The sequence below is a fragment of the Pseudomonas sp. zfem002 genome (assembly GCF_032621685.1).
Taxonomy (GTDB): domain Bacteria; phylum Pseudomonadota; class Gammaproteobacteria; order Pseudomonadales; family Pseudomonadaceae; genus Aquipseudomonas; species Aquipseudomonas japonica.
This window is the reverse complement of record NZ_JAVYJH010000011.1, coordinates 136,764-161,548: the sequence shown is the minus strand read 5'-3', so window position 1 is coordinate 161,548 and position 24,785 is coordinate 136,764. Positions and strand designations below refer to the sequence as shown.

Below are 24,785 nucleotides of genomic sequence, written 5' to 3'. Positions count from 1 at the left end.
GGCAAACCATGCTTGCACAGAATTGGTGCTTTGCTCGGCCGGCCCGCATAACGCCTACAAGCCCCGTCCTGATGGAGTCTCAGCCATGCCTCACAACCCCTCCCCCGCATCCAGGCGCGCCAGCAATGCCTCGCCTCGCTGCCACAAGGCCTCCCGCCGCGCCGGCTTCATCCGCTGGAGATTGCCGTAGAGCAGGGCCATGCGCTGATTGCCGGCGAAGGCCTGACGGTGGCGCATCAAAAAGTGCCAGTACAAGGCATTGAACGGACAGGCATCCTCCTCCACCGCACGGTCCACCCGGTATGCGCAGTTCGCACAATGATCGGACATGCGCTGGATGTACTTGCCGCTGGCGCAATACGGCTTGGAACCGAGAAACCCGCCGTCGGCATGCATCACCATGCCCAGGGTATTGGGCAGCTCCACCCAGTCGTAGGCATCCGTGTACACCGCCAGGTACCACGCGCAGATCTGCGGCGGCGCGATGCCGGCCAGCAGGGCGAAGTTGCCGGTGACCATCAGCCGCTGGATATGGTGCGCATAGCCCAGCTCCAGGGTCTGCCCGATGACCTGGGCCATGCAGCGCATCCGGGTCTGGCCATTCCAGTAGAACCCGGGCAACGGCCGGCGATTGCCCAGCGCATTCAGTTGCGCGTACTCGGGCATGCGTAGCCAGTAGACGCCGCGCACATACTCGCGCCAGCCAATCAGTTGGCGGATGAAACCCTCCGCGGCATTCAGCGGCACCTCCTGGCGCCGCCACGCCTGCTCGACGTCCTCGCACAGCCGCCGCACGTCCAGCAGGCCGATGTTCAGCGCCGCACTGATGCGCGCATGGAACAGGTACGGCTCGCCCTCGGCCATGGCGTCCTGGTAGTCGCCGAACGCCGCCAGGCCATGTTCGAGAAAGTGCTGCCACAGCGCCTCGGCCTCGGCATGGGTCACCGGGTAGTCGAAGCCCTCGACATTGCCGTAGTGATCCTTGAAGCGCTGGCGTACCAGGTCGATGACCTCGGTGGTGATCGCATCCGCCTTGAAGCGCGCGGTAAACGGCCCATGCACCTTGCGCGGCAGCGGCTTGCGGTTGTCCTTGTCGTAGTTCCAGGCACCACCCGCCGGCCCGCCGTCCGGCTCCAGCAGCAGCTGATTGCGCTTGCGCATGCCGTGGTAGAAATTTTCCATGCGCAGCTGCCTGCGCCCTTTCGCCCAGCGCGCGAAGGCCTCGCGGGAACAGAGAAAACGCCGGTCGCGGTGCCAGACCATGGGCAGGTCGCAGGTACGCAGGCTCTGCTCCAGGCGCCATTCGCCGCACTCGGTGACGTGTACCTCCGCAGCCTTGAGCGTGCTGTGCCAGCGCTTGAGTTCGCCGACGATGCTGCCGCTGTTGCCGCGCGTATCCAGGGTCACGTACGCCACCCGCCAGCCACGCGCGCGCAAGGCCTCGGCGAAATGACGCATGGCGCTGAGGACCAGGATGATCTTGCGCGGATGGTGCGGCACATAGCGGGTCTCGTCCTCGACCTCGGCCATCAGCACGACGTCGTGGGCCGGGTCGAGGGCGCGCAGCAGGTCGAGGTCGAAGGACAGCTGGTCGCCCAGCACCAGGCCCAGGCGCGGCGCCTGGCGACGGCTCACCGGGCGCCCTGCGGCAGGCGGCGGAAGAACAGGGTGATCTGCCCGACCTCCACCCCGAGCTTGCTCATGCGGGTGCGGTTGATCAGGGTGTCCTCGTCCATCAGGTACATCCAGTCATCCATGTCCATCACCCAGTTGCGCCCATCCACCGGCAGGTCCAGGCGATAGCGCCAGTGCAGGGCATTGCCGGACACCCGCCCCTCGGCATCGCCGACCACGTCGCCGGCGCGCCCGATCCAGCGGCCGGCGCCTTGCGGGGTCAGGGTCCAGGTGCGGCGCTGGGTGGTGCCGTCGCTGTAGACGAAGTGTTCGTCGAGGATCAGCTTCTCGCCGTCGCGGCGACTGTCGATGCTCACGTGGAAGCGCTTGACCACCTCCCCCGAGCGTTTCTGGAACATGCCCCAGGCCTGCACCGGGCGCGAGAAATAGGCGGCGAGGTCGAGGCGCGGTTGCTGCTCGGCATAGTGGTCGACCTCGACGTTGCCGCAACTGCCGAGCAGCAGGCAGGCAAACAGGATCAGCAAGACGCGCATGGTCATTCTCCTCGGTCGGCGCCGGCACGCCCGAGCAGGGCCTGGCGCAACTGTGGCTCGCGGGCCCGCGGGTCGAGCCAGATGGCGAAGAACGCACGGGCGAAGGCCGCCTCGTCGATCTGCCGACGCAACTCACCGTCGACGTAGAACCGACAGCCCTGCCCCGGCAGGTACACCCCGGTAATGCGCATCCCCGGGCGTACATCGACGAAGGCCTGGCGCATCAGGCCGGCCCAGCGTTCGAGGGTCGCCTCGCTCAGGTCGCCGCCGCCGAGCCGGCGCATCTCGTCGAGACTGGCCTCGACCAGGGTTTCCCGCGACAGCGTGCGGTGATAGGTCAGCTCCAGGGCGAAGGGGGATGCCCAGTCCAGCGGCGCCACCGCACTCCAGGTGCGCGCGCTGTACAGGCGCAGGCCGAACCAGGTGAATTCGCCAGCGCCGACCGCTCGTGCGCCAGGCACCGCGGGACGCCAGTCGGCGGTGGCCGATTGCGCCATCGCCAGCAGCAGCCCCAGCAGCAGACAGGGGGACAGGCGGCCAAGCCAGTGTCTTTCGCCAACCATGAACCTCGACCCTCACACTCTACAGATGTTGTACAAGTATATTTCTTTGTACAACTCAACTCGAAAAAGTTTGCACAACTTTCCCGGCGGTCCTGCCTCAAAGACCAGGAGAGCGGTGCATTCATTTCTCCGGAGGTCGTCATGTCGATACGCACGCCCCTGCTGCTGTCCTGCCTGATGCTGGCCCTGCCCGGCTGCTCCAGTACCGAGCGCGCGGGGGCGCCGCCCGCGACCCAGCAGGTCGACCTCGCGCGCTACCAGGGCACCTGGTACGAACAGGCGCGCTTGCCGATGTTCTTCCAGCGCAACTGCGTGCAGTCGGAGGCGCACTACCGCCTGCGCGACGACGGTCGCGTCGATGTGAACAATCGCTGCAAGGAAAATGACGGCCAATGGAACGAGGCCCACGGCATCGCCGAGGCGCAGGTGCCGGGGCGCACCGACAAGCTGTGGGTGCGCTTCGACAACTGGTTCAGCCGCCTCGCCCCGGGGCTGACCAAGGGCGAGTACTGGGTGCTGTACCACGATGCGCAGTACCGGGTGGCCCTGGTCGGGCATCCGGATCGCGAGTACCTGTGGCTGTTGTCGCGGGAGAAGGAAATCGGCGCGGCGCAGCGCGAGGAACTGCTGCGCATCGCCCACGAGCGCGGCTATGACACCCAGGGGCTGATCTGGCGCCAGAGCGCCGCGCCGGGACAATAGCGGCGCTCGACGGCCCGGCACGCGCTGGTTACCCTTGCGCCCTTTGCACGGGACCGACGAGCGATGACGATCTATCAGGGAAGCTGCCTGTGCGCAGCGGTGCGCTACGAACTGCTGGGCGAGCCGAAGGCGGTCAGTCACTGCCATTGCGGGCAGTGCCGCAAAGGCCATGGTGCCGCGTTCGCCAGCTACGGCAGCGTGCCCCGCAGCGACTTGCGGATTGTCGCCGGTGCCGACCAGCTCAAGGCATTCGCCTCCTCGCCCATCGTGCTGCGCGAGTTCTGCGGACGCTGCGGGTCGAGCCTGTTCTGGTCGCGCGCCAGCGGCGAGCATGCCGACTGGGTGTCGGTGGCGCTGGCGACACTGGACACCCCGTTCGTGCCGCGCAAGGAAAAGCACATCCATGTCGATTCCCGCCTGCCCTGGCCGGGGATTTGAAATCCGTGCCATTGCCCGCCAGAATCGCCGCCCGATTGGCCTGCTGCCGTCCTTGCGAGGTACCCCGTTGAATCCCCAGACCCTGTCCCGCCGCCTGGAGCGCGTGGCGGCCCATGTCCCGGCCGGCGCGCGACTGGCCGATATCGGCTCGGACCACGCCTACCTGCCCGTGGCGCTGATGCAGCGCGGGTTGATTGTCGCGGCGGTGGCGGGCGAGGTGGCGTCGACCCCGTACAACGCGGCACTGCGCAGCGTGCGCGAGCACGGGCTGGAACAGGCGATCGTGGTGCGCCATGCCAGTGGCCTGCGGGCGATCGAGGTGGCGGACGGGATTACCGCGATCACCCTGTGCGGCATGGGCGGCGAGACCATCCGCGACATTCTCCAGGCCGACCGCGCGCGCCTTGGCGGCCACGAGCGCCTGGTGTTGCAGCCCAATGGTGGCGGGCAGCCGTTGCGCCGCTGGTTGATGGACAACGGCTATCGGATCGTGGCGGAAGAGGTGTTGCGGGAGAATCGCTTCGACTACGAGATCGTCGTCGCCGAGCGCAGCGGGCCCATGGTGTACAGCGAGCAGGAGCTGTACTTCGGGCCGTTGCTGCTGCACGAGCGCAGTGCGGCGTTCATCGCCAAGTGGCAGCGGTTGTTGCGCTTGAAGCGCAAGACGCTGGAGGGGTTGTCGCGGGCGCGGCAGGCGGTGGCGCAGGAGAAGTTGCGGGAACTGGCCCAGGAGATTCGCTGGATCAGCGAGTTGCTGGGGTGACCAGGAAAAACGCATCAAGGCCGCCAGGTGCCTGTCTTGGGTCATGCAGCGCCCTCCAGATCGAGCGCCGCCCGCGCGGCGCATCGCGGGCCATCGGAACGCCGCCCGGCCCGCTCCCACATTTGCTGCAACGTGCCATGGCCTGTTGGATTTGAGTTGTCAGCCTTTGTTTTTTCGGCGATGCATCGCGGGGAGGCTGTTGGGCTCGACTCGGTATCGCGTCGAACCAACAAGGCGGTCAACCATGGCCTGTCAGGCATAGGTACGTTGCAACAAATGTGGGAGCGGATTCATCCGCGATGCGCCGCGCGGGCGGCGCTCGATCTCAAGAGCGCTGCAAGACCCCAGACAGGCACCCAGCTAGACAGCAATTTCCTTCGAGCAGACTCACCAAACCTGCCTCCCCAATCGATCTACTGAACGACAACCCGCGAAACAGACAACCAGCCATCAATCTGCCAGCTATATTTCCCAGAACTCTATAACCTCTTTTTTTGTCCCCTTTTTCTGCCCCTGTTTTTCTGCTTATGTACGCTCTTTTGCCGCAGTGCCCCGAGCGCTGCCCAAGCCGACAGGAAGTCTGCCCGATGGCTCGCCGCCGCCTTTTGCGTCGCGGCCATGTTCAAGCGTTACCAACCGGACTACCTGACTTATGCCCGTTGACCTGCAAGCGCTCTACCCCAAGCTGATCCACTTGATGCTGGATACGGTGTTCGTGGTCGACCGGGACGACCAGATCGTCTTCGTCAGCGATGCCTGCCAGGCCTTGCTCGGTTACCGCGCCGACGAGCTGGTCGGCACTTCCATTACTCACTACATGCACCCCGAAGACCTGGCCGCGACCCGCGCGTCCATAGTTCGCGTGATGAACGGACAGCCGCATTTCGACTTCCGCAATCGCTATATCCGCAAGGATGGCGGTGTCGTCTACATCCTCTGGGCCGCGTTCTGGTCGGATGAAGTGGGCGCGCGGATCGGCGTCGCGCGCAACATCACCGCACTGGCCAAGGCCGAGGAAGAGCTGCGTTTCCTCGCTCATCACGACCCATTGACCAAGCTCACCAACCGCTCGCTGTTCAGCGACCGCCTGCACACCGCCCTGCTCGCCGGGCATCGCCACAACAGCCAGTTCGCCCTGCTGTTCCTCGATATCAACGACTTCAAGGGCATCAACGACGACCATGGCCACGGCATGGGCGATCGCGTGCTCTGCACCATCGCCCGGCGCCTGCAAGGCTGCGTGCGCGAAACCGATACCGTGGCGCGGATGGGCGGCGATGAATTCATCGTCCTGCTGACCGAGATCCAGTCGCAGAACGACGTATCGGAAAAGGTCGCGCAGATTCTGGCGGTGATGGCCGAGCCGCTGGGCAGCGACTTCGCCGGCTTGCAGATGCCGACCTGCAGTATTGGCGTGGCCTGTTATCCGACGGATGGGGAAGATGCCGACACCCTGCTCAGTCACGCGGACGGTGATATGTACCGGATCAAGCGGCGGCGGTCGGAGGTGGGATGACGGGCAGCGCTTGATCCCGTCAACAATCATTCCCCCAATCTTGAAGTTCCGGGACATAACCAAGCACTTGCTGAAGTCCTTGCGCGAGCGCGATCACATCTTCAACAGCAGCGTCGGAATACCTGCCGAAATCAAGCAAGGTAGTGTGCGGCCGTTGCGCATCTATGGCTCTTGCCTCCATGAGGAAAAGACCCGGCCCCCTTGCAGGTCTCAAAAAGTCGATAGCAAAGGGTTTGAAAAGCGCGAGATCGACGCCGACCGAAAGAGGCCCACACATCACCCACAACTCATTGCCGTCCCTTGCGAAGGTCAGCATCGAAGTGTGTGCTGTCCCCAGGCGCCGGGCAGCGATGGGAATTCCGGATTTGTTATGTGGTAGCGCTGAACAGAGCGTCGCGCCACCAGGCTTCTTCAGCGCTACAAACACAATTTCTGACATGACGGCTCCAGGCTCGTGCAGGTTGATATCTCAGTTTGCGTTCCGCGAGGTGGGTTGGGCGCCCCCTGCTGCAACTGCTCTCCCAACCTATCAACCTCCTCGCCAATATCCGTCACGAAGGTCTCAGCAGCATCCGGGTGGGCCGCGGAGCGAACAGCGCTTGAGCGGCCTTAGGAATTCGCCCAGCTCATCAGGACAGTGATCGGCTGATCTGCTCCCGGACGACTCAGACGCCCGGAGGTGGCGTCCCGGCTTCGCTCAGCATATAGAGCCGGCACTGCTCGAAAATCCGCTTCGCCAGCTCCGCATCCTCTGCCCACAGCCGTTTATAGGCCCGCAGGCAACCCGAGTGGGGCAGGTTCGGCTGGGTCATCCGCGCGATCAACGCCAGGTCGGATTCGCTGGCCGTCCCCTGCGACTGCGCAAGCAAGGCCGGGCCGAACAGCGCCAGCATGCGCGCGCGGTCGCGGTGCAACTGCTCGCGGTCGTTGAGTCCGAAGAAATCAATGATGATCTGGCCACGCAAGCGCCGCGGTCCGTCGGCCTGGGTGGGGACAGCCACCGTCGCCACGAAGGTGATCAGCTCCTCCGGATCCTCCGCCTGCGCGCCAATCGGATAGCAGAGAAAGGGCTGCTCGCTGCCGAGGCTGGCGATGGACTCCAGCAGCGCGCCACGAGCCGCACCGATCGGGAAGTAGTTGAGCTTGAACGTGGTGTTGCACACCTTGCACGACGCCGCGTAGTTCAGCGGGTCATAGGCCAGCCAGTAGTAGCCTTTCTCGCTGGCGTCACCGGTGGCCACCGGATAGTTCAGCCGCGGGTGACGCTGTGGATCAGGCCAGCCGAGCACCGCGGATTTGGGCCGGAAATGTTCGAGGTCGAACTCGATCGTGCCGTACTGCGGGCTTTCGAACTGGCGCTCGCAGAACACGCACTTGTTCAGTTGCACCTTCATGAACACCGGCTTGACCGTGCTCCAGATCGACGTCTTTTCCTTGAACTGCTGCGCGTCGACCAACTTCTGCGTGCGCTTGCCGGCGTTGCTGGTCCAGCGCGGGTCGGCGGCGTCAATTTCCCGAGCCAGCGCCTCGGGCTCGATCGGGTACTTGATCATTCCTTGCGTTTCCCGCCCTGGCCGGGGGCGCTGTCATCGGCCAGCGGCGCGGCCTGGGTCAGGCGCTCGAGGAAATCCAGGGCCGCCACGGCATCGCCCTCGGCAGCCTTGCGAAACAGCGTCTCGCCCTCGCTCTGGAAGGAGTCCGGCCGGGTCGTCTGCATACCGAAGTAGGACGACAGCAGCAACTGCTCCATGCTCCGGCCGTAGACACTCTCCTGCAGCTGCGCCACGGTCGCCGTGCCATCCTCGGCCGTATCGGTGATGAACACGTTCTCGCGCTTGACCGTACTGGCTACCAGCGGGCTGTGGGACGTGAACACGAACTGCAGTTTCGGGAAGGCGCTGGCCAGCGAAGGGACGACACTGCGTTGCCACTCCGGATGCAGGTGCAGGTCGATTTCGTCGACCAGCACCATGCCCGGAATATCATCGATACGCTTGTCCGGCGGGGCGACATCGCACAGGTGCCCGAGCAGATCGCCAACCCAGCCGACAAAGGCCTTGTAGCCGTCGGACAACGAGCTGAAGGGCGTGGTGATGCCGTCGAAGAGAAACTGGTACTGATCGTCTTCGTCATCGATCTCGCCCTCGAAGACGACATTGGCCGGCAGCACCCTGTTGAGCAACTCAACGACCTCCAGGAAGCGCTGCACATCGCGCCCTTGCAGGCGTGGCAACCACATCTGCAGCGGTCGCAAGGCGACCTGGTCCTCGAACAGCCCTGCGATGCGCTGGTAGCGCAGGCCTCTTGAGCGACGTGCGCTGCCGGGCGAAAAATCGCCCGTTTCCACCCGACGGGTAGCGCCGTAGCCAACAACGAAGAAAGCCGGGGAATAGTCGTCGCCGAGCAGCCTGGAAATCGGCGAATCGGGCGTGCTGTCCAGATGCAGACGGTCCTGACTGCTACGCGGGCCGCGGGGTTCCAGGCGGGCCAGCAGTTCCAGCTTCTTTCTTGCAGACGCGGGAAAGTGCTCGTCGTCAGTGATGACCGCTTCGATCTTGAGCAGGCTCTCCTTGATCGCCTCCTCGTCAGCCCTGGCGCGCCGCACCAGGCGGTACGGGACGAAGCCGGATTCGAGCAGCGCAGGTGCGAGAGCGGCAATCGCCAGCGCGCGCAAGATGGAGGACTTCCCTCCGCCATTGTCGCCGAGCACAAGATTGACGTTCTTCAAGCTCGACACACCCTTGCCCGTACGCCCCGGATATTGCAGGCGAAGGACAGCCTTGCCATAGCATTTGAAGTCGTAGATATGCAGGGATCTGGCGTACAAGGGCGAACCTCTTGGGCATCGGTGGGGTGCGGTTGCGCAGCCATTCTGCTGGGGATGATAGCCAGGTGCAAGGTGGTGGCGGGTGGGGGGTGGGTTGGGACTTCCTTCGCTGGTTTGGATTTGAGGTCGGACCTTTTGATCGGGTCATTGCCGCCCGGGGAACGTTTATCTTTCTATAGCAGATGTAGGAATTTTCCTCGTTTTTGATAGGCTTTTGCCATCAGTCGAGAGGAAATGAAATGCCCGTCGTCATCGTGGAAAACGACACATCGCAGTGGGAAGACCAAACGGGGGCGGTTTATCACTTTCCCAAGCGATACCTGAAGCTGCTCGCTGAGGGAACTGAAGCGATTTACTACAAAGGGCGAATCAAAGATAAAGCTTTTGCCTCTGATCGTTTAAGTGCCACTCCGCATTATTTTGGCACTGCCCGGATCGGCAAAATCTATTCAGATGGAAGGAATGATGAAGGGAACCTTTTTGCACTGATTGAGAACTTCAAGCCGTTTGAGAGCGCTGTCCCCTTCAAAATTGATGGAGAGTATTTGGAGGCTATCGCTGTTCCCCGCCCGAAAAACTATTGGCGTATCGCGGTTAGGCCTATCACCCCTGAGGTTTATGATGCAATCCTCAGCCATGCAACGCTTAAGACCGTTCCAGTCGATGCAACTGCGCTGTATTCCGAGGAAGACCCATTAATCTTTGAGTCAGCCAATGAAGGCAATAAATTAAGCTACTTTGGAACTCGTTACGAGCGCCGGAAAGACCTGAGGGCAAAAGCTATCGCGATCCACGGCCTTGACTGCAAAGCATGTGGGTTTGACTTCGAAAAGGCTTACGGGGAGCACGCAAAGGGGTTTATTCACGTTCATCATGTGGTACCGATTTCGCGCTTTGAAGGGGAGAAAGCGGTGAACCCTGCGACGGACCTCGTCACGTTGTGCGCCAACTGTCATGCGATGGTTCATCGGAAACGGGATATGACGTTGAGTGTTGATGAGTTGAAAGGGATGTTGCGTGGGCGGTGGGTAATTGAGTGTTAAGCACTATTGGGGTATTGAATTGCTCACACTTATCTAGGGTACTTCACAGACCCATAAGACGGCAGTTCAACTTCCCCCGGCTCCACCAAATGATCAATCAAAGACGTCCACGGACGTCTTTTTTTGTGCCTGGAAGTCAGTGAAATCAAGGGTTTACTGCTCTTTTGAGGGCCACAACAGTTTTTTGAGTTCCAGCCCTCTCGGTATTCCCGGTGGTATTCCAGCCTACCTGGGACTAATCTTGGGAATACCAAAAGGTGTCATGGAGCTTCTCCCATGTGCGCTCAAACAGCTCGCCTCTCCGACCGCCAGCTCAAGGCGGTCAAGCCCAAAGACAAGGACTACGTCCTCACGGATGGCGACGGCCTCCAGCTCCGAGTCCGGGTCAACCGCTCGATGCAGTGGAATTTCAACTACAGGCATCCGATCACAAAGAATCGAATCAACATGGCGCTCGGCTCCTATCCCGAGGTCTCTCTAGCGCAAGCTCGGCGGAAAGCGGTTGAAGCTAGGGAAGTACTTGCGCAGGGGATCGATCCCAAAGCTCAGCGCAATGATCTCGCGCAAGCCAAACTAGCCGAGACGGAACATACGTTCGAGAAAGTAGCTAGCGCCTGGTTCGAGCTGAAAAAGGACTCGGTCACGCCGGCCTATGCTGAGGACATCTGGCGCTCACTCACTCTGCACGTTTTCCCGAGCATGAAATCGACTCCGATCTCGGAAGTGAGCGCACCGATGGTGATCAAGATCCTTCGACCCATCGAAGCCAAAGGCAGCTTGGAAACCGTGAAGCGGCTTAGCCAGCGCCTCAACGAGATCATGACTTACGGTGTCAATTCGGGAATGATCTTCGCGAACCCGCTAAGCGGGATTCGGGCGGTGTTCAAGAAACCGAAAAAAGAAAACATGGCGGCGCTTCCACCCGAGGAGCTTCCTGAACTCATGCTGGAAATAGCGAACGCCAGCATCAAACGCACCACCCGCTGCTTGATCGAATGGCAGTTGCACACCATGACTCGCCCCGCTGAGGCGGCGACTACTCGCTGGGCAGACATCGACTTTGAAAGGCGTGTCTGGACCATCCCGCCAGAGCGGATGAAGAAGCGCCGCCCGCACAGCATCCCGTTGAGCGATCAAGCCATGTCATTGCTGGAGATACTGAAGTCCCACAGTGGTCATCGGGAATACGTCTTCCCGGCAGACCGAAACCCTCGTACTCATGCCAATAGCCAGACCGCCAACATGGCGTTGAAACGCATGGGCTTCCAGGACCGCTTGGTCAGCCACGGCATGCGCTCGATGGCCAGCACCATATTGAATGAACATGGGTGGGACCCGGAGCTCATCGAAGTGGCGTTGGCGCACGTCGACAAGGATGAGGTGCGCAGTGCCTACAACCGAGCCGACTACATCGAGCGACGGCGGCCGATGATGGCCTGGTGGAGCGAGTACATTCTGAAGGCGTCGACGGGCAATCTCTCGGCCAGCGCGATGAATGTGGCCAGGGATCGGAACGTAGTACCCATCCGATAGGGCGGCGACAACGGCGACACTGGCGACAGACCGCGTGCAATCTACATCCTTACCGTCTGAGCGGATGGCGACAGTCGCCAACTCGCCTCGATTTTGGCTTCTCTGGCTAAGCCCGTGAGCATGGGGAGGCTTCGCATCCCCATGCTCACGGGCTAACACTAGAAAAGCGACAAACGGCCACTTTGCCACTGACACCCACCGACTTCCAAAGCACGCCAGAGGTGGAATCTGGCGCATTTCCATGTGCCCTTCACCAATTGACCCGAGCCGCGGTGACCGTTAGAACGAAGGTTCAAAGCGCTGCCTTAGGCAGCACCCAGATGACCAGAGCCTTCAAGGTCATGCCGCTAACCCGGTGGTTCAACCCAAAGTGCGATCCGCGCCCGGAGGCTCGCACGGTCATTCGCCAGAATGATGGACGCCCTCTAAACAATCCGCCTAGTGCGGCTGCCCGCTAACCCTTTAGCCCTGCAGCAACGAACCTGCTCGGCCAATGTTTTGCGCCAACCGTTCGCCCGTCTCTTTTTCCAGAAAAGAGACGGGCGCTCCTACCACTGCTGCAGCCCTCATCGTACATGGCTTTGCGGCAATTCCCCTCGTGACAATCGGCGTGACAAACGCCGATATCACCAGCAACAGCGCTGTAGATGATGGTGCCGCAGACCAGGGAATGGACTGCACCTGACTGACAGTCAGGCATGCCCCAGTCATCGCATTGCTACTTGCACATGGCTCAGGATCTCGCGGCACTGGTCTCGTCAGCCAATGCAGCCTCCACCCGCCCACCGGTAACGGTGCTCAGGAGGCCAGATCATGAGATGCCCTAGCTCCTGGTCGTAAGGAGCCGCCAGTCCCGCGTCAGTGGACACCCTCACAGGTCGCAGGGGCCTTGATCCCTGATAACACTCAGCATTCTTGGCGGGATGACGTGAGGGAGAGATCGGTAATTTATGGAGGAAGGCTATGCAACTGCGCGAAGTACAAGGGCCGCCACGCCCCTTGTTGGAACAGCAGATAACGCCCCTACCCTACCCGGTCGCGGCGCTGGGCGATCTATTGGGGCCTGCCGTGGAACGCATGGCCAATGTGATCGGCGTGCCCTGCGCCATGGCCGCGCAATCCGTTCTGGCCACGGCAGCTTTGGCGAGCCAGGCGCACGCCAATGTTCACCTCGACGGCCGAATCTATCCGTTGTCGCTGTACTTGCTGACGGTGGCTTGCTCGGGTGATCGCAAAAGCGCGGTGGACCATGTTGCGCTGCAGGCCGTACGGGACTGGGAAAGACAGCAGTGGATCGCCTATGGCGAACAGCTCAAGGCGCACCGAGCTGCAATGAGCCTCACCGCGAAGTCACCGACCTCGAAAAAGTCAGCACAGCTAGCGCTTGACGCCCAACCTGAACCTGTCCAACCAAGACTGCTCACTGCTGAGCCGACCATTGAGGGCCTGGTGAAAAGCCTGTGCCACGGCTTGCCCAGCATGGGGCTGTTCAGCGATGAAGGCGGGCAGTTTTTGGGCGGCAGCACCATGAGCAAGGACAACATGATCAAGGCGATCACTCACTTGTCGACGCTGTGGGACGGTAGCCCGATTGATCGGTCGCGCGCGATGACTGGAGAAAGTCTGCGTGCCTATGATCGCCGCCTCAGCATGCACTTGATGCTTCAACCCCGCCTGGCAGATCGCTTGCTGCAGGACGCTGATATCAAAGACCAGGGCATCCTGGGACGCTGTCTGATCAGTTGGCCAGAACGTCTGGTTGGACAACGACTGTACAAAGCCATCGACCTGACCCGAGATCCAAAGGTGCACCTGTACCAGCAGCGCATTGCCGCGTTGATGCAGAAGCCTTGGTCACGTCATAAAGACGGCGGCCTCAACCCTGCAACCCTGGAGTTAAGCCCCCGCGCCCGCGAGGCCTGGATTGCCATCCACAACACCATTGAATGCGAGTCTGGGGAATTCGGCGAGCTGGTCGACGTGCAAGCTGCTGCGGGCAAAGCCGCCGCGAACGTTCTACGCATGGCTGGTGTAATGGCGGTGGTTGAAGAATCGACTGCCTTGGAAGAAATGCACATTCTGCGCGCCTCTACGCTGATGGATTACTACCTGGCCGAGAACCAACGACTGACTGAACAGGAGCCTCTGAATAAGCTTCGCGCAGAGGCTGATTGCCTGCTGCGCTGGTTGATAAAGAAGGACTGGCCACCGTTTCGCCTGCGCGACCTTACGCGCAACGGCCCCCGCTTTGCCCGTAAAAGCACGCGGCACACCTTCGAGTTATTGCTGCAACTGGTTGCCCATAACTGGCTGGACAATGACGGGGACATATTCGAGGTGCGCCATGTTCCGACTCAATGACGCCGTGCGCCGCTATCGAGCGCAACATCGCTCGCCGACCGAGTTACGGTGTGTCGCCGCCACTACCACCACTTTGTCGCCACGTGCCAATCCAGATGCGGCAGGGGTTGTCGCCAGTGTCGCCGCTGTCGCCGCTCCAATACCTGAGTCAACCGACCTCGCTCGGCTCATCGAGCAATTGCAAGAAGAAGGGGCTTTGCTGCAACGAAGCGAAAATGCCCTCCTCATCCGCCCAGCACACTGGAGACAGTTGGACACCATCGGCCCCCACTGGAAAGCCCTGCTGCTGCTCCTACAAACCAACGATCAAGGTGAAGACAATGGCGCTGGTCGGTCGGCGTGACGGTCGCAATTTTGGCTACGGTCGCCAACTGAGCTACGCCGGTCGACAGGCACTGGAAGATCTGTTTGCCGGCGGCCACTTCGCCACCGTCAAAGCACACAGCGATCGCTGGCAAGCCTTCGTGCGCTGGTGCCGATCGGAGGGCGGCCCCGGTTACAACGATGCACGCCAGATTGATCGACAAACGCTGGAGGATTACGTCGCATACCTGCGCCAGCAGATCCAGCAAGGCGAACTGTGCATCGCCACCGCGCAAAACCGCCTGAGCAGCGTTAACCGAACCCTCGCCGCGCTGCGCGGTGATCAGGACGTGAGAGTCATCAGCCCGAGCCAGGCGCTGGGACAGCACCGCTCCAACGTACGCACCCGTGCGCCGGACGGCCAAAATTATCAAGACGTACAGCGAGTGGCGCTGTCGCTGGTGGAACACCAATACGAGCGGGTGGCCGCTATCATCATGTTGACCCGGACTACCGGTATGCGCCTGCGCGAAGCGATCCTGGCGGACCTGCCACGCTTGCATCGCGAAGCCGAATCGCTTGGTCGAATCAATATCCAGGACGGCACCAAAGGCGGGCGAAGTGGGGCATCAGCGCCGCGTTGGATCATCGCCAATGAAGATGTCAAAGCATCACTACTGTTAGCGCGCGAAGCGTCGCCGCTCGGAAGCCACAACTTACTGCACCGAGCCGAAAGCTACGCCGCGTTCTTACAACGGACGGTGCTCCCCGCTCGTGAAATTCTATACAAGCACCACTTAAAGGGTTTTCATGAACTCCGAGCGGCATACGCCTGCGAACGGTATGAGTTGCTCACCGGCCACACCGCACCAATCAACGGTGGACACTGCTACTGCATTAATCGCGATCTGGATCAACAGGCACGCCAACAAATCAGCGTGGAGCTAGGGAAACTCCGAACAAGTTACTCATCAGCCGGAAATTGGCGGCTTAGGGATGCCGAAAAGCCCGATTTTCAGCCGCTGATTATTGGATAACCAAGGCAAAGCCTTGGTCATCTGCCGTTACGGGCGCACCTCGCCCGGAGCAGATCCACAGATTCGACAGGGCGAACAGCGTGGTCAGTTGCGCCGTGTTCTTGGCCAAGCCACGGAAGCGGGTTTTCACATAACCGAACTGACGCTTGATTACGCGAAATGGATGTTCCACTTTCGCTCGCGCCTGCGCCTTGACCTTCTCGACCTTGCGTCTGGCTTTGTAAAGCGCGCTGCGTTTACTCAGGTGCTTGTAGGTACTGCGGCGAGCCGCAATCTGCCAGATCACTGGCCTCCCGTCATGCTCAGACCTTTTCTCCACGCCGGTATAACCCGCATCGGCACAGACAACATTTTCATCGCCATGCAGTAGGTGAGCGACCTCCGTTACATCAGCCACATTCGCCGCGGTGCCATGAACGTGATGTACCAGGCCCGATTCAGTATCAGCCCCGATATGTGCCTTCATCCCAAAGAAGTACTGGTTACCTTTCTTCGTCTGATGCATCTCGGGATCGCGCTTGCCTTCCTTGTTCTTGGTCGAGCTGGGCGCATGGATGATGGTGGCATCGACAATTGTGCCCTGGCGCAACGAAAGGCCCTTGTCCCGCAGATAATTATTAATGGTTTCCAGAATGCCCGATGCCAGCTGATGCTTCTCCAGCAGGTGTCGGAAATTCATGATTGTCGTGTCTTCGGGTATTGGAGCGCTGAGAGTCAACCGAGCAAATTGGCGCATCGAAGTGATCTCATACAACGCTTCCTCCATGGCCGGGTCGCTCAACGAAAACCAGTTCTGCAGCAGGTGAACACGCAGCATGGTTTCCAGTGGATACGGCTTGCGGCCACCGCCGGCCTTTGGGTAATGAGGGTTTGCTTGCGCTTACCGGCGTACTCGAAATCGGAAAAACTCATCTGACTCATGGGGTGGAGGCTTGCTCGGGGGGCAGTTGGGCGGAGGGCTATTTCAGCACAGCTCAGATGGTCTGTGCTGACTTGATCGGAGAATCCCTAGGGCACAACCGGATCGATGTAGTTTCCGCGTATATTGGAGGCAGAACGTGTGTGAGCCCTTCGATATCGCGCTGTTCCTAAGAGGTGTGCTGACAGGTTCGAAAGTCACACAAAAACGGCACCTACGCCAAGCGCGACTCATGCAGGCGGCCATTCTACAGCGCTGGCAACGTGATAACCCCTGGACGTGGCAGCTAAAGCATGTGCGCTGGTTTATCACCCAGCACCTAAAAGACCATTCCGAAGCTAGCCGATATTACTATCGCCTCACTGCCTCATTAATCTGGAAACGGAAGCGAAAAAAGGTAAGCGCTGCTGCTCTCGGTCGAAGGGCAATACCCTCCCTTCGTCCACCTGCGCCTGATCAGCCCTAATTTCTAGGGAATCTAAGAAATCATACTGGGTCACTGAATGCGTCTATGTGTTGCCACATCAAGTGCAAAGGCAGTACATTTGCATCACACCATTGCTGAGGTGGCGCTATGTCACGCTTGAAGGACGAAACCCTATCCATTCGCACCTCCGCCGAAATCAAAGGGCTGTTGCGCTTGGCTGCCGAACGTGAACGCCGCTCTGTGGCGTCAATGGTCGAAATTTTGGTATTGGAATATGCACGTAATCATGAATTGGGTGTTGTTTGTCCGGAAAATGCCTCCAATAAATCAGATGCATAACACGGATTTGATCCCTATAGGGAACAGCTACGTTTTTGCATCCATTCAGGTAGGAACTGATTCATGATTACTAGTGAACGCGACATTGAGCAGCTTTTGCTCGCCAAGCTGGGCGATCTCAAATATTCTTATCGACCTGATATTCGTGACCGCGCAGCGCTAGAGAAAAATTTTCGCGAAAAATTTCAACAACTCAATCGAGTCACTTTAACTGATAAAGAATTTTCGCGCCTACTTGAAGAAATAATTTCACCTGACGTATTCAGCACCGCGCAAACCCTGCGAACTCGCAATAGTTTTACGCGAGAGGACGGCACTCCTCTTAATTACACACTCGTCAATATCGAAGACTGGTGCAAGAATAGCTTCGAGGTAGTCAGCCAGCTCCGCATAAATACCGACAACAGTCATCATCGTTTCGATGTTATTCTGCTCATCAACGGCGTTCCGGTGGTTCAAATTGAGCTAAAAACCTTAGGAATTAATCCCCGCCGTGCTATTGAGCAGATTGTCGAGTACAAAAACGACCCTGGCAATGGCTTTAGTCGTACACTACTCTGCTTTATGCAAATATTCGTAGTCAGTAATCGAGACTCAACCTATTACTTCGCCAACAATAACACACGACACTTTAGCTTCAATACGGACGAAAGATTTTTACCAATTTATCAATTTGCCAGCCCTGACAACAAAAAAGTAAATGGACTTGAGCGTTTTTCCGATGCTTTTTTTCCAAAATGCACACTCGGCCATATGATCAGCCGTTATATGGTACTAGTAGCGAGTGAGCAAAAATTGCTCATGATGCGCCCATATCAAATATACGCCGTCAAAAACATTGTAAAGTGCATTGAAGACAACAGTGGCAATGGCTATATCTGGCACACCACAGGCAGCGGGAAAACTCTGACTAGCTTCAAAGCCTCAACCCTACTAAAAGCTAATGCACGAATTGAAAAATGCTTGTTCGTAGTTGACAGAAAAGACCTTGACCGCCAAACCCGCGAAGAGTTTAACCGCTTTCAAGAAGGCTGCGTTGAGAGCAACACAAACACTGGCGAATTAGTTCGCCGCATGCTATCAGACGACGCAGCAGACAAAGTTATTGTCTGCACCATCCAGAAGCTTGGATTAGCGCTCGACGAAGGAAGTAAACGCAGCAAAAGCCTTGAGAAACGAGGCCTGGCGACTTATGCCGATCAGCTGGGCGCATTGCGTGATAAACATATTGTTTTCATTTTTGATGAGTGCCATAGATCGCAGTTCGGCGAAAACCACCAAACAATCAAAGATTTTTTTCCCAAAGCTCAACTTTTCGGGTTCACTGGCACCCCTATCTTTGAAGATAATGCGAGAATAAAGCAAATTAGTGGTGAAACACAGACGCTAAAAACCACTCAGGATCTCTTTCAACAACCACTACACGAGTACACCATAACACACGCAATTGATGACCGTAACGTCTTACGCTTTCATGTAGATTATTACAAACCTGACGGGCAAAGCCATTCGAAGCCAGGTGAGGTTATGACTAAGCGTGCAATTGTCGACGCGATTCTTGCTAAGCACGACGCTGCTACAGGTGGCCGGAAATTCAACGCAATATTGGCAACAGCATCAATCAATGACGCTATTTCCTACCACTCGATATTCAAAGAAGCGCAGACCGAAAAACTGCATAACACCCCTGGGTTTGTTCCGCTCAATATTGCGGCGGTATTCTCACCACCCGGCGATTTAAGTGCTGACGTCAAACAACTACAGGAGGATTTGCCAACAGAACAAGAAAACAACAAACAAGAACCGGACGCCAAGAAAAAATCACTGCAATCAATTATTGCCGACTATAATATACGTTTCAGCACGAACCATCGAATTGAGGAGTTCGACCTCTACTATCAAGATGTGCAGCAGCGAATCAAAGACCAGCAATGGCCAGATGCCGACCTACGCAAGGCCAATCCAAACGCGCCGCAGCATAAAATTGATATTACAATAGTTGTCGACATGCTGCTCACTGGCTTTGACAGTAAGTACCTGAATACTCTTTACGTCGATAAAAATCTCAAACATCACGGCCTGATTCAAGCTTTTAGTCGCACCAACCGAATTTTGAATGACACCAAACCTTTTGGTCATATACTAGACTTTCGCGGTCAACAAGACTCAGTGAACGCTGCCATCGCGCTCTTTTCGGGCGCGAAAGCTGATGAAGCTCGCAAAATATGGCTGGTAGACACGGCTCCTACAGTCATAGAAAAGCTACAGGAAGCTACGGTCGGTCTGAAAAATTTTATGCAGGCATATGGACTGTCAGGGTCACCCGAAGAGATTGCCACTCTTAAAGGCGACGAAGCACGAATCGGTTTTGTAGAAGCGTTCAAGAAAGTTCAAAAACTCCAGACGCAGCTAGACCAATACACCGACCTTACCCCGGAGCAGGAAATAGCTGTCAATAAAATTCTGCCGCGAGACGAACTTGAAGCCTTCCGTGGCCAGTACCTGGAAACGGCAAAGCGTATACGAGACGATCGCGCCAAACCGGGTGATGCTAGGACCGAAAAGCTCGAGCAAGTGGATTTCGAGTTTGTACTCTTCGCCTCTGCCACGATTGATTACGATTACATCATGAAGTTGATAACTGATTACTCGGCTAAGAAGCCTGGCAAGTCAAGTATGAGTCGCGAACAGCTGGTTAGTTTGATCGCAAGCGATGCAAAGTTTATCGACGAACGTATAGACATCACAGAGTACGTCATGACGCTGCTGGCAGGAGAAGGTTTGGATGAACGGGCGATCCGAACCGGCTACCAGCAATTTAAAGCAGTTAAAGCTGTTCGAGAACTGAGCGAAATTGCTGAGAGATATGGCCTAGAGGCAACGACCCTTAATAACTTTGTAAACGACGTACTAGAGCGCCGTATTTTTGATGGCGAGCAACTTACTGAATTACTTGCCCCACTTGAACTTGGATGGAAAGCTCGCACGCAAAAAGAGCTGGCGCTGATGAGTGAGCTACTGCCAATACTAAAGAAGCGCGCCGGTGGGCAAGAGATTTCTGGCCTTCAGGCCTACGAGGACTGATCATTGGAAAAAGATAAAAAGGTAACTGCCATACCTAAACTACGGTTTCCGGAGTTCCGGAATGTCGAGCCTTGGGTAAGAGTACCTCTTAGCGAGTTGCTTCGCGAACGTAAAAAAAGAAACCGCGACCTGAAATTTGGGCCGACGCAAGTCCTGTCAGTATCCGGGGAACATGGATGCGTAAATCAAATCGAACTGCTTGGGCGTTCTTACGCTGGAGCGAGTGTTAAAGAGTATCATGTTGTCGAAAAAAATGATGTCGTCTATACCAAGAGCCCACTGAAGAGAAACCCTTATGGAATTATCAAAGAAAACAAGGGTAATCCAGGAATTGTGTCTACACTTTATGCTGTCTATCAAGTTACCGAAAAAGGCCATGCCGCTTATTTAGATCACCTTTTCTCAAGTGACTATAACCTTAATAGCTTTTTGCAGCCTATCGTAAGAAAAGGAGCAAAAAATGACATGAAGGTTAGTAACTCGGCTGTGCTGACCGGAGAAATTTGGGCTCCTCTAATAACTGAGCAACGAAAGGTTGCCGAATGCCTGAGCTCTCTCGATGGGTTAATCGCTGCACAGAGAGATAAGGTCGAGACATTAAAGGTTTATAGCCGCAGCCTAATGTATCAGCTTTTTCCACGCGACGGAGAAACTGTTCCAAGACTACGTTTTCCTGAGTTTAGCGATGGGCCTGAATGGGAAGAGGAGCAGATTGGCGATCTTTTTGACATGACCAGCGGTGGTACGCCCGACCGTGCTAAAAAAGAATACTGGTCCGGCACCATCCCTTGGATCACCACCTCTTTGGTTGACTTCAACCTTATATTAAAAGCAGATGAGTTCATATCACAAGCCGGCTTAGAAAATTCCTCCGCCAAGGTGTTTCCAAAGAACACCGTATTAATTGCAATGTACGGACAAGGAAAAACCAGAGGTAAGGTTGCCAGGCTAGGTATTTCGGCAGCGACTAACCAAGCGTGCGCAGCTATCTTACCTAACGATAAAATCAACCCTCATTTCACATTCGTCAATCTCAGCGGACGTTATGACGAATTACGAGCATTAAGCAATAGCGGCGGCCAAGAAAACTTAAGTCAAGGGTTAATAAAAGGTCTTTCATTTAGCTATCCAAAGGACATCAACGAACAATTAAAAATTGTTGACTGTTACTCTACACTTGAAAGGTTAGTCGTGGCAGAAAACGAGCAATTGGAAATGCTAAAAATCCATAAAGAAAGTCTATTGCAACGACTTATCCCATCTGTTAAGGATAACTAAATGACGCTTGACGAAATCGCCAAAACACTACGGGATGACCCTGCAAAAATCACCCTAGCTTACGCTTTCAATGCGACCGGAAAAACACAACTGAGCGTGGCATATAAAAATGCAACCAAACAGGAAGACGGCACCCATACAGGTGTCTATTATAATGCCTACAGCGAAGATCTGTTTATCTGGGATAATGATGAAACCAATAGCGGCACCAATGTAAGGCTGACTGTACTGCCAAGCAGCCTTAGCAAATTTCATACTTTGCTCACTGAAGATAATGTTCGAGACAAACTGAAAGCCTACAAACCAAAATTCGGCTTTTCTTTCAACCTGCATGAGGACGACCCAGAGAGAGGGATTGAATCCATTTCTTTTTTCATCCCAAACCCGAATCTGGACGAGCCTCAAAAACTAATTAAATTATCTCGAGGCGAAGAAAGAATATTTGTTTGGTGCTTCTTTCTTGCTCTTTTCGAAGTTGAGGGTTGGGCGGATATTCAGTCGAGCCACTTCTTTATCGACGACCCAGTTTCCAGCCTCGATGATCACAATATTTTCGTAACAGCTGCAACACTTTTTGAGCTTATTGAGAAGCAATTTGAAAAGCGAAAGATAATTATCACCACCCACCACATAGGTCTATTCTCAGTCTTAAGTGACTGGCTGAGCAAGGGTGAAAAAAGCACTAAGTTTAAAAAACACGCCAAGCACTACAACCTCAGCACCAAATCAGGCGAGCTTACACTAGAGAAGTGCGACAAGGATGTATTTCTTTACCATCTGCGCGTACTGCAAGTTCTTTCCAACGCCCACAAAGCTAAAGATATACGTGCATACCACTTCGCAATGCTTCGCCAAGTTTTAGAGAATATCGCTTCCTTCTTAGGTGTTGGACAGTTTAGCTACGTCCTAAATCAAATCGGAATCACTGACTTCAATCGAATCGCAGATATTGTCAATGCGCTATCTCACAAAAAGGTTTACTACTACGAGTCAGATATCGTCGTGGAAGACAACTTGAATATTTTTGACGAGGTCATAAGCAAGCTGTTTGATAAATACAATTTCGTATTACATGCCGATGCAGCTTGAAAAATGAACCACATAAGACCTGACATTACTCATGAGACGAACAACCTTCGCTATCCACGCCCCATAATTTTCTGCCAAAGGTGTATCGATACCCAAAGACCTTTGGATACTTCACTGGCAACAAAAAACAAAAATACATTGAGTTTTCGTATATACTGATCTTATGACTCGTAGGTGCTTTCGACCACCATTACACTTAGTCGAGTATATTTTCAAAACCAATTAGAGTTGGCGGCAAGCTTGCCCTTGGAACAGACACTCCAAACTCAAGATCTCACTCAAGACATTCAAGAAACTAGACAAGCCATGACAGAGCATGATCAAAAGCAACTAGGTAGAACTCTTTGGGCAATCGCTGATCAACTACGCGGTTCGATGAATGCCGACGACTTCCGCGACTACATGTTGTCATTTTTATTCCTTCGTTATCTATCAGACAACTACGAACAAGCAGCAAAGAAGGAATTGGGACCTGATTATCCTGATGTAGCACCAGATGTAATGAAGCGAACCGAAGCAACAACTCCGCTTAAGATATGGTATGAAGAAAACCCAAGCGATGTTGATGAATTCGAGAAACAAATGCGTCGCAAAGTTCACTACGTGATAAAACCAGACTTTTTGTGGGGTAATATTACCCACTTGTCTCGGACCCAGAGTGACAAACTGCTGGACACATTACAACAAGGTTTTAAGCATATTGAAAATGAATCCTTTCAGAGCAATTTTCAAGGTTTGTTCTCCGAAATAAATCTGGCGTCCGACAAACTTGGCCGCCAATATTATGAGCGTAACGGTAAGTTATGTTTAATCATCTCCGAGTTGGCGCGAGGCATGGCGTTATTCTCAACCGATACCGACACGCTAGGTGATGCTTATGAGTATCTAATCGGACAATTTGCGGCGGGCTCAGGCAAGAAAGCCGGGGAATTCTACACACCGCAACAAGTCTCCAATATTCTGTCAGCTATCGTAACACTTGACGGCCAAGCACCAGAAACTGGACCACGTAAAAAACTGGAAAGCGTATTTGACTTTGCTTGTGGCTCGGGATCACTGCTGCTAAATATCCGGCATCGTGTAGTAAATGCGGGTGGTACCATAGGAAAGATTTACGGTCAAGAATATAACGTTACTACCTACAACCTGGCACGCATGAATATGCTTTTGCACGGTGTCAAGGACACGGAGTTTGAGATATACCACGGCGACACCTTAACTAATGCATGGGACTTTCTTCGTGAGGCTAATCCTGCGAAAAAGCCACAATTCGATGCCGTAGTGGCTAATCCACCATTTAGCTATCGGTGGGACCCCACCGATGCAATCAGCGAAGACATGCGTTTCAAGAATCATGGAGTGGCTCCAAAGAGCGCTGCAGATTTTGCGTTTCTACTCCACGGCCTGCACTATCTCAAAGATGACGGCGTGATGGCGATAATTCTTCCACATGGCGTTTTATTCCGTGGAGGTGTAGAAGAACGCATTCGTCGCAAGCTTTTGCAAGATGGACATATAGACACCGTAATTGGTTTGCCAGCAAATCTATTTTATTCAACGGGCATTCCGGTCTGTATTTTGGTGCTAAAAAAATGCAAACGACCAGATGACATATTATTCATCAATGCGGCTGATCACTTTGAGAAAGATCGGCGGCAGAACAAGATGACCGAAGAGCAAATAAACGAGATCATTGAAACTTATAGGCAACGACCTGCGGAGATTCCTCGCTACGCACGCCGAGTGAGCATGCAGGAAATTGAGAAGCATGATTTTAATCTAAATATTTCGCGCTACGTAAGCACATCAGTAGCAGATGAAGAAATAGACCCAAAAACTGTGCATGCAAGACTTTTGAATCTTGAAGAAAACATAAAATCCGCTACGGATGAGCACAACAAATTTCTCAAAGAGCTCGGCTTGCCTCTCCTACCCTCTAATAGCTCCGGAGCAAGCGCCACGTAAGTAGAGAGGACAATTACACATAAAGCTGCCAGCACGTAACTGTTCTATACAGACCAGAACAGGCCCTACTGGCAGCTAATGCAGCATTTATTAAACTTGCACATTTCCACATCCTCTATATCTTCAAACCACCTTCGCCAGACTGCGACACCTATAGATAACTCCCCCTGGCATCGCATTAAGTAAAATAAATTACTGCGCCCTACGATTTTGCTGGACCAGCAACCAACCATATACTTCTCATAACTAAAGACGCACCACTTCAGCACTGACCATTAGTATAACGCTGAGCATTTTAAGAGCTTTATGCTCTACGTTGCACCGTAACAGTTGAGACTGAAAAGTGCATCAACCCCGAGCGATACATCGAAAAATAATCACAACTATGGTATTCCGAATGGTATTCCATAGCTTATTAAATCCGATTAAA

General features: G+C 55.5%; 21 protein-coding genes and 1 pseudogene. 15 read left to right on the top strand and 7 right to left on the bottom strand.

Features of this window, described 5'->3' with window-relative positions; translation table 11 throughout:
- Window positions 1-90: 90 nt before the first annotated feature.
- From RTI28_RS14820 to RTI28_RS14810, 3 genes are read right to left on the bottom strand one after another with little or no spacing between them, the layout of a single operon-like run.
- Complete coding sequence (locus RTI28_RS14820) at window positions 91-1,635, bottom strand: cryptochrome/photolyase family protein (protein WP_316921122.1); 1,545 nt, start codon at window positions 1,633-1,635, stop codon at window positions 91-93.
- Window positions 1,632-2,168, bottom strand: coding sequence for a DUF3833 domain-containing protein (locus RTI28_RS14815; RefSeq protein WP_316921121.1), 537 nt, complete (start codon window positions 2,166-2,168; stop codon window positions 1,632-1,634). The genes RTI28_RS14820 and RTI28_RS14815 overlap by 4 nt, the downstream gene beginning before the upstream one ends.
- A gap of 2 nt (window positions 2,169-2,170) precedes the next feature.
- On the bottom strand, window positions 2,171-2,731 hold the full coding sequence (locus RTI28_RS14810; RefSeq protein ID WP_316921120.1) for a chalcone isomerase family protein: 561 nt from the start codon (window positions 2,729-2,731) through the stop codon (window positions 2,171-2,173).
- 141 nt (window positions 2,732-2,872) lie between these two features.
- On the opposite strand from RTI28_RS14810, the gene RTI28_RS14805 reads away from it, so the two are divergent.
- The 4 genes from RTI28_RS14805 to RTI28_RS14790 all read left to right on the top strand — a co-directional run bounded on the left by RTI28_RS14805 (window position 2,873) and on the right by RTI28_RS14790 (window position 6,150).
- Entirely contained in the window at window positions 2,873-3,433 is a 561-nt protein-coding gene (locus RTI28_RS14805) for a lipocalin family protein (protein ID WP_316921119.1), read from the top strand.
- A 63-nt stretch (window positions 3,434-3,496) separates the two neighbouring features.
- On the top strand, window positions 3,497-3,871 hold the full coding sequence (locus RTI28_RS14800; protein WP_316921118.1) for a GFA family protein: 375 nt from the start codon (window positions 3,497-3,499) through the stop codon (window positions 3,869-3,871).
- A 67-nt stretch (window positions 3,872-3,938) separates the two neighbouring features.
- Window positions 3,939-4,634 carry a tRNA (adenine(22)-N(1))-methyltransferase gene (locus RTI28_RS14795; protein WP_316921167.1) on the top strand — a complete coding sequence of 232 codons (696 nt, stop codon included), beginning with the start codon at window positions 3,939-3,941 and terminating at the stop codon, window positions 4,632-4,634.
- A 652-nt stretch (window positions 4,635-5,286) separates the two neighbouring features.
- A complete protein-coding gene (locus RTI28_RS14790; protein WP_316921117.1) occupies window positions 5,287-6,150 on the top strand; it encodes a sensor domain-containing diguanylate cyclase in 864 nt (287 codons plus the stop codon).
- Between the two features lie 19 nt (window positions 6,151-6,169).
- On the opposite strand, the gene RTI28_RS14785 is transcribed toward RTI28_RS14790, so the two are convergent.
- The 3 genes from RTI28_RS14785 to RTI28_RS14775 all read right to left on the bottom strand — a co-directional run bounded on the left by RTI28_RS14785 (window position 6,170) and on the right by RTI28_RS14775 (window position 8,977).
- Window positions 6,170-6,589, bottom strand: coding sequence for a hypothetical protein (locus RTI28_RS14785; protein WP_316921116.1), 420 nt, complete (start codon window positions 6,587-6,589; stop codon window positions 6,170-6,172).
- A gap of 226 nt (window positions 6,590-6,815) precedes the next feature.
- Complete coding sequence (locus RTI28_RS14780; protein ID WP_316921115.1) at window positions 6,816-7,703, bottom strand: hypothetical protein; 888 nt, start codon at window positions 7,701-7,703, stop codon at window positions 6,816-6,818.
- Window positions 7,700-8,977 carry an AAA family ATPase gene (locus RTI28_RS14775; protein WP_316921114.1) on the bottom strand — a complete coding sequence of 426 codons (1,278 nt, stop codon included), beginning with the start codon at window positions 8,975-8,977 and terminating at the stop codon, window positions 7,700-7,702. The genes RTI28_RS14780 and RTI28_RS14775 overlap by 4 nt, the downstream gene beginning before the upstream one ends.
- A 239-nt stretch (window positions 8,978-9,216) precedes the next feature.
- Between RTI28_RS14775 and RTI28_RS14770 the strand changes: the two genes are divergently transcribed.
- The 5 genes from RTI28_RS14770 to RTI28_RS14750 all read left to right on the top strand — a co-directional run bounded on the left by RTI28_RS14770 (window position 9,217) and on the right by RTI28_RS14750 (window position 15,254).
- Window positions 9,217-10,020 (top strand): HNH endonuclease, encoded by an 804-nt coding sequence (locus RTI28_RS14770; protein ID WP_316921113.1) that lies wholly within the window; start codon window positions 9,217-9,219, stop codon window positions 10,018-10,020.
- A gap of 276 nt (window positions 10,021-10,296) precedes the next feature.
- Window positions 10,297-11,553, top strand: coding sequence for an integrase domain-containing protein (locus tag RTI28_RS14765; RefSeq protein ID WP_316921112.1), 1,257 nt, complete (start codon window positions 10,297-10,299; stop codon window positions 11,551-11,553).
- Between the two features lie 963 nt (window positions 11,554-12,516).
- A complete protein-coding gene (locus tag RTI28_RS14760; protein ID WP_316921111.1) occupies window positions 12,517-13,914 on the top strand; it encodes a YfjI family protein in 1,398 nt (465 codons plus the stop codon).
- Window positions 13,898-14,257, top strand: coding sequence for a hypothetical protein (locus RTI28_RS14755; RefSeq protein WP_316921110.1), 360 nt, complete (start codon window positions 13,898-13,900; stop codon window positions 14,255-14,257). Before RTI28_RS14760 ends, RTI28_RS14755 begins: the two co-directional genes overlap by 17 nt.
- The gene (locus RTI28_RS14750; RefSeq protein ID WP_316921109.1) at window positions 14,235-15,254 is read left to right on the top strand and encodes an integrase domain-containing protein; all 1,020 of its coding nucleotides are present in this window, start codon (window positions 14,235-14,237) and stop codon (window positions 15,252-15,254) included. The genes RTI28_RS14755 and RTI28_RS14750 overlap by 23 nt, the downstream gene beginning before the upstream one ends.
- Here RTI28_RS14750 and RTI28_RS14745 read toward each other — a convergent pair.
- A pseudogene (locus tag RTI28_RS14745) lies at window positions 15,244-16,175 on the bottom strand (IS5 family transposase). The gene RTI28_RS14750 and the pseudogene RTI28_RS14745 overlap by 11 nt on opposite strands.
- A 137-nt stretch (window positions 16,176-16,312) precedes the next feature.
- On the opposite strand from RTI28_RS14745, the gene RTI28_RS14740 reads away from it, so the two are divergent.
- From RTI28_RS14740 to RTI28_RS14715, 6 genes are all read left to right on the top strand, one after another.
- Window positions 16,313-16,639: a hypothetical protein gene (locus tag RTI28_RS14740; protein ID WP_316921108.1), complete on the top strand. Its 327-nt coding sequence runs from the start codon at window positions 16,313-16,315 to the stop codon at window positions 16,637-16,639.
- Between the two features lie 108 nt (window positions 16,640-16,747).
- Window positions 16,748-16,939, top strand: coding sequence for a hypothetical protein (locus RTI28_RS14735; RefSeq protein ID WP_316921107.1), 192 nt, complete (start codon window positions 16,748-16,750; stop codon window positions 16,937-16,939).
- A 63-nt stretch (window positions 16,940-17,002) separates the two neighbouring features.
- Complete coding sequence (locus tag RTI28_RS14730; protein WP_316921106.1) at window positions 17,003-20,023, top strand: type I restriction endonuclease subunit R; 3,021 nt, start codon at window positions 17,003-17,005, stop codon at window positions 20,021-20,023.
- Between the two features lie 3 nt (window positions 20,024-20,026).
- A complete protein-coding gene (locus RTI28_RS14725) occupies window positions 20,027-21,301 on the top strand; it encodes a restriction endonuclease subunit S (protein WP_316921105.1) in 1,275 nt (424 codons plus the stop codon).
- Window positions 21,302-22,390, top strand: coding sequence for an AAA family ATPase (locus RTI28_RS14720; RefSeq protein ID WP_316921104.1), 1,089 nt, complete (start codon window positions 21,302-21,304; stop codon window positions 22,388-22,390).
- A gap of 306 nt (window positions 22,391-22,696) precedes the next feature.
- Window positions 22,697-24,355 carry a type I restriction-modification system subunit M gene (locus RTI28_RS14715; protein ID WP_316921166.1) on the top strand — a complete coding sequence of 553 codons (1,659 nt, stop codon included), beginning with the start codon at window positions 22,697-22,699 and terminating at the stop codon, window positions 24,353-24,355.
- Window positions 24,356-24,785 lie beyond the last annotated feature (430 nt).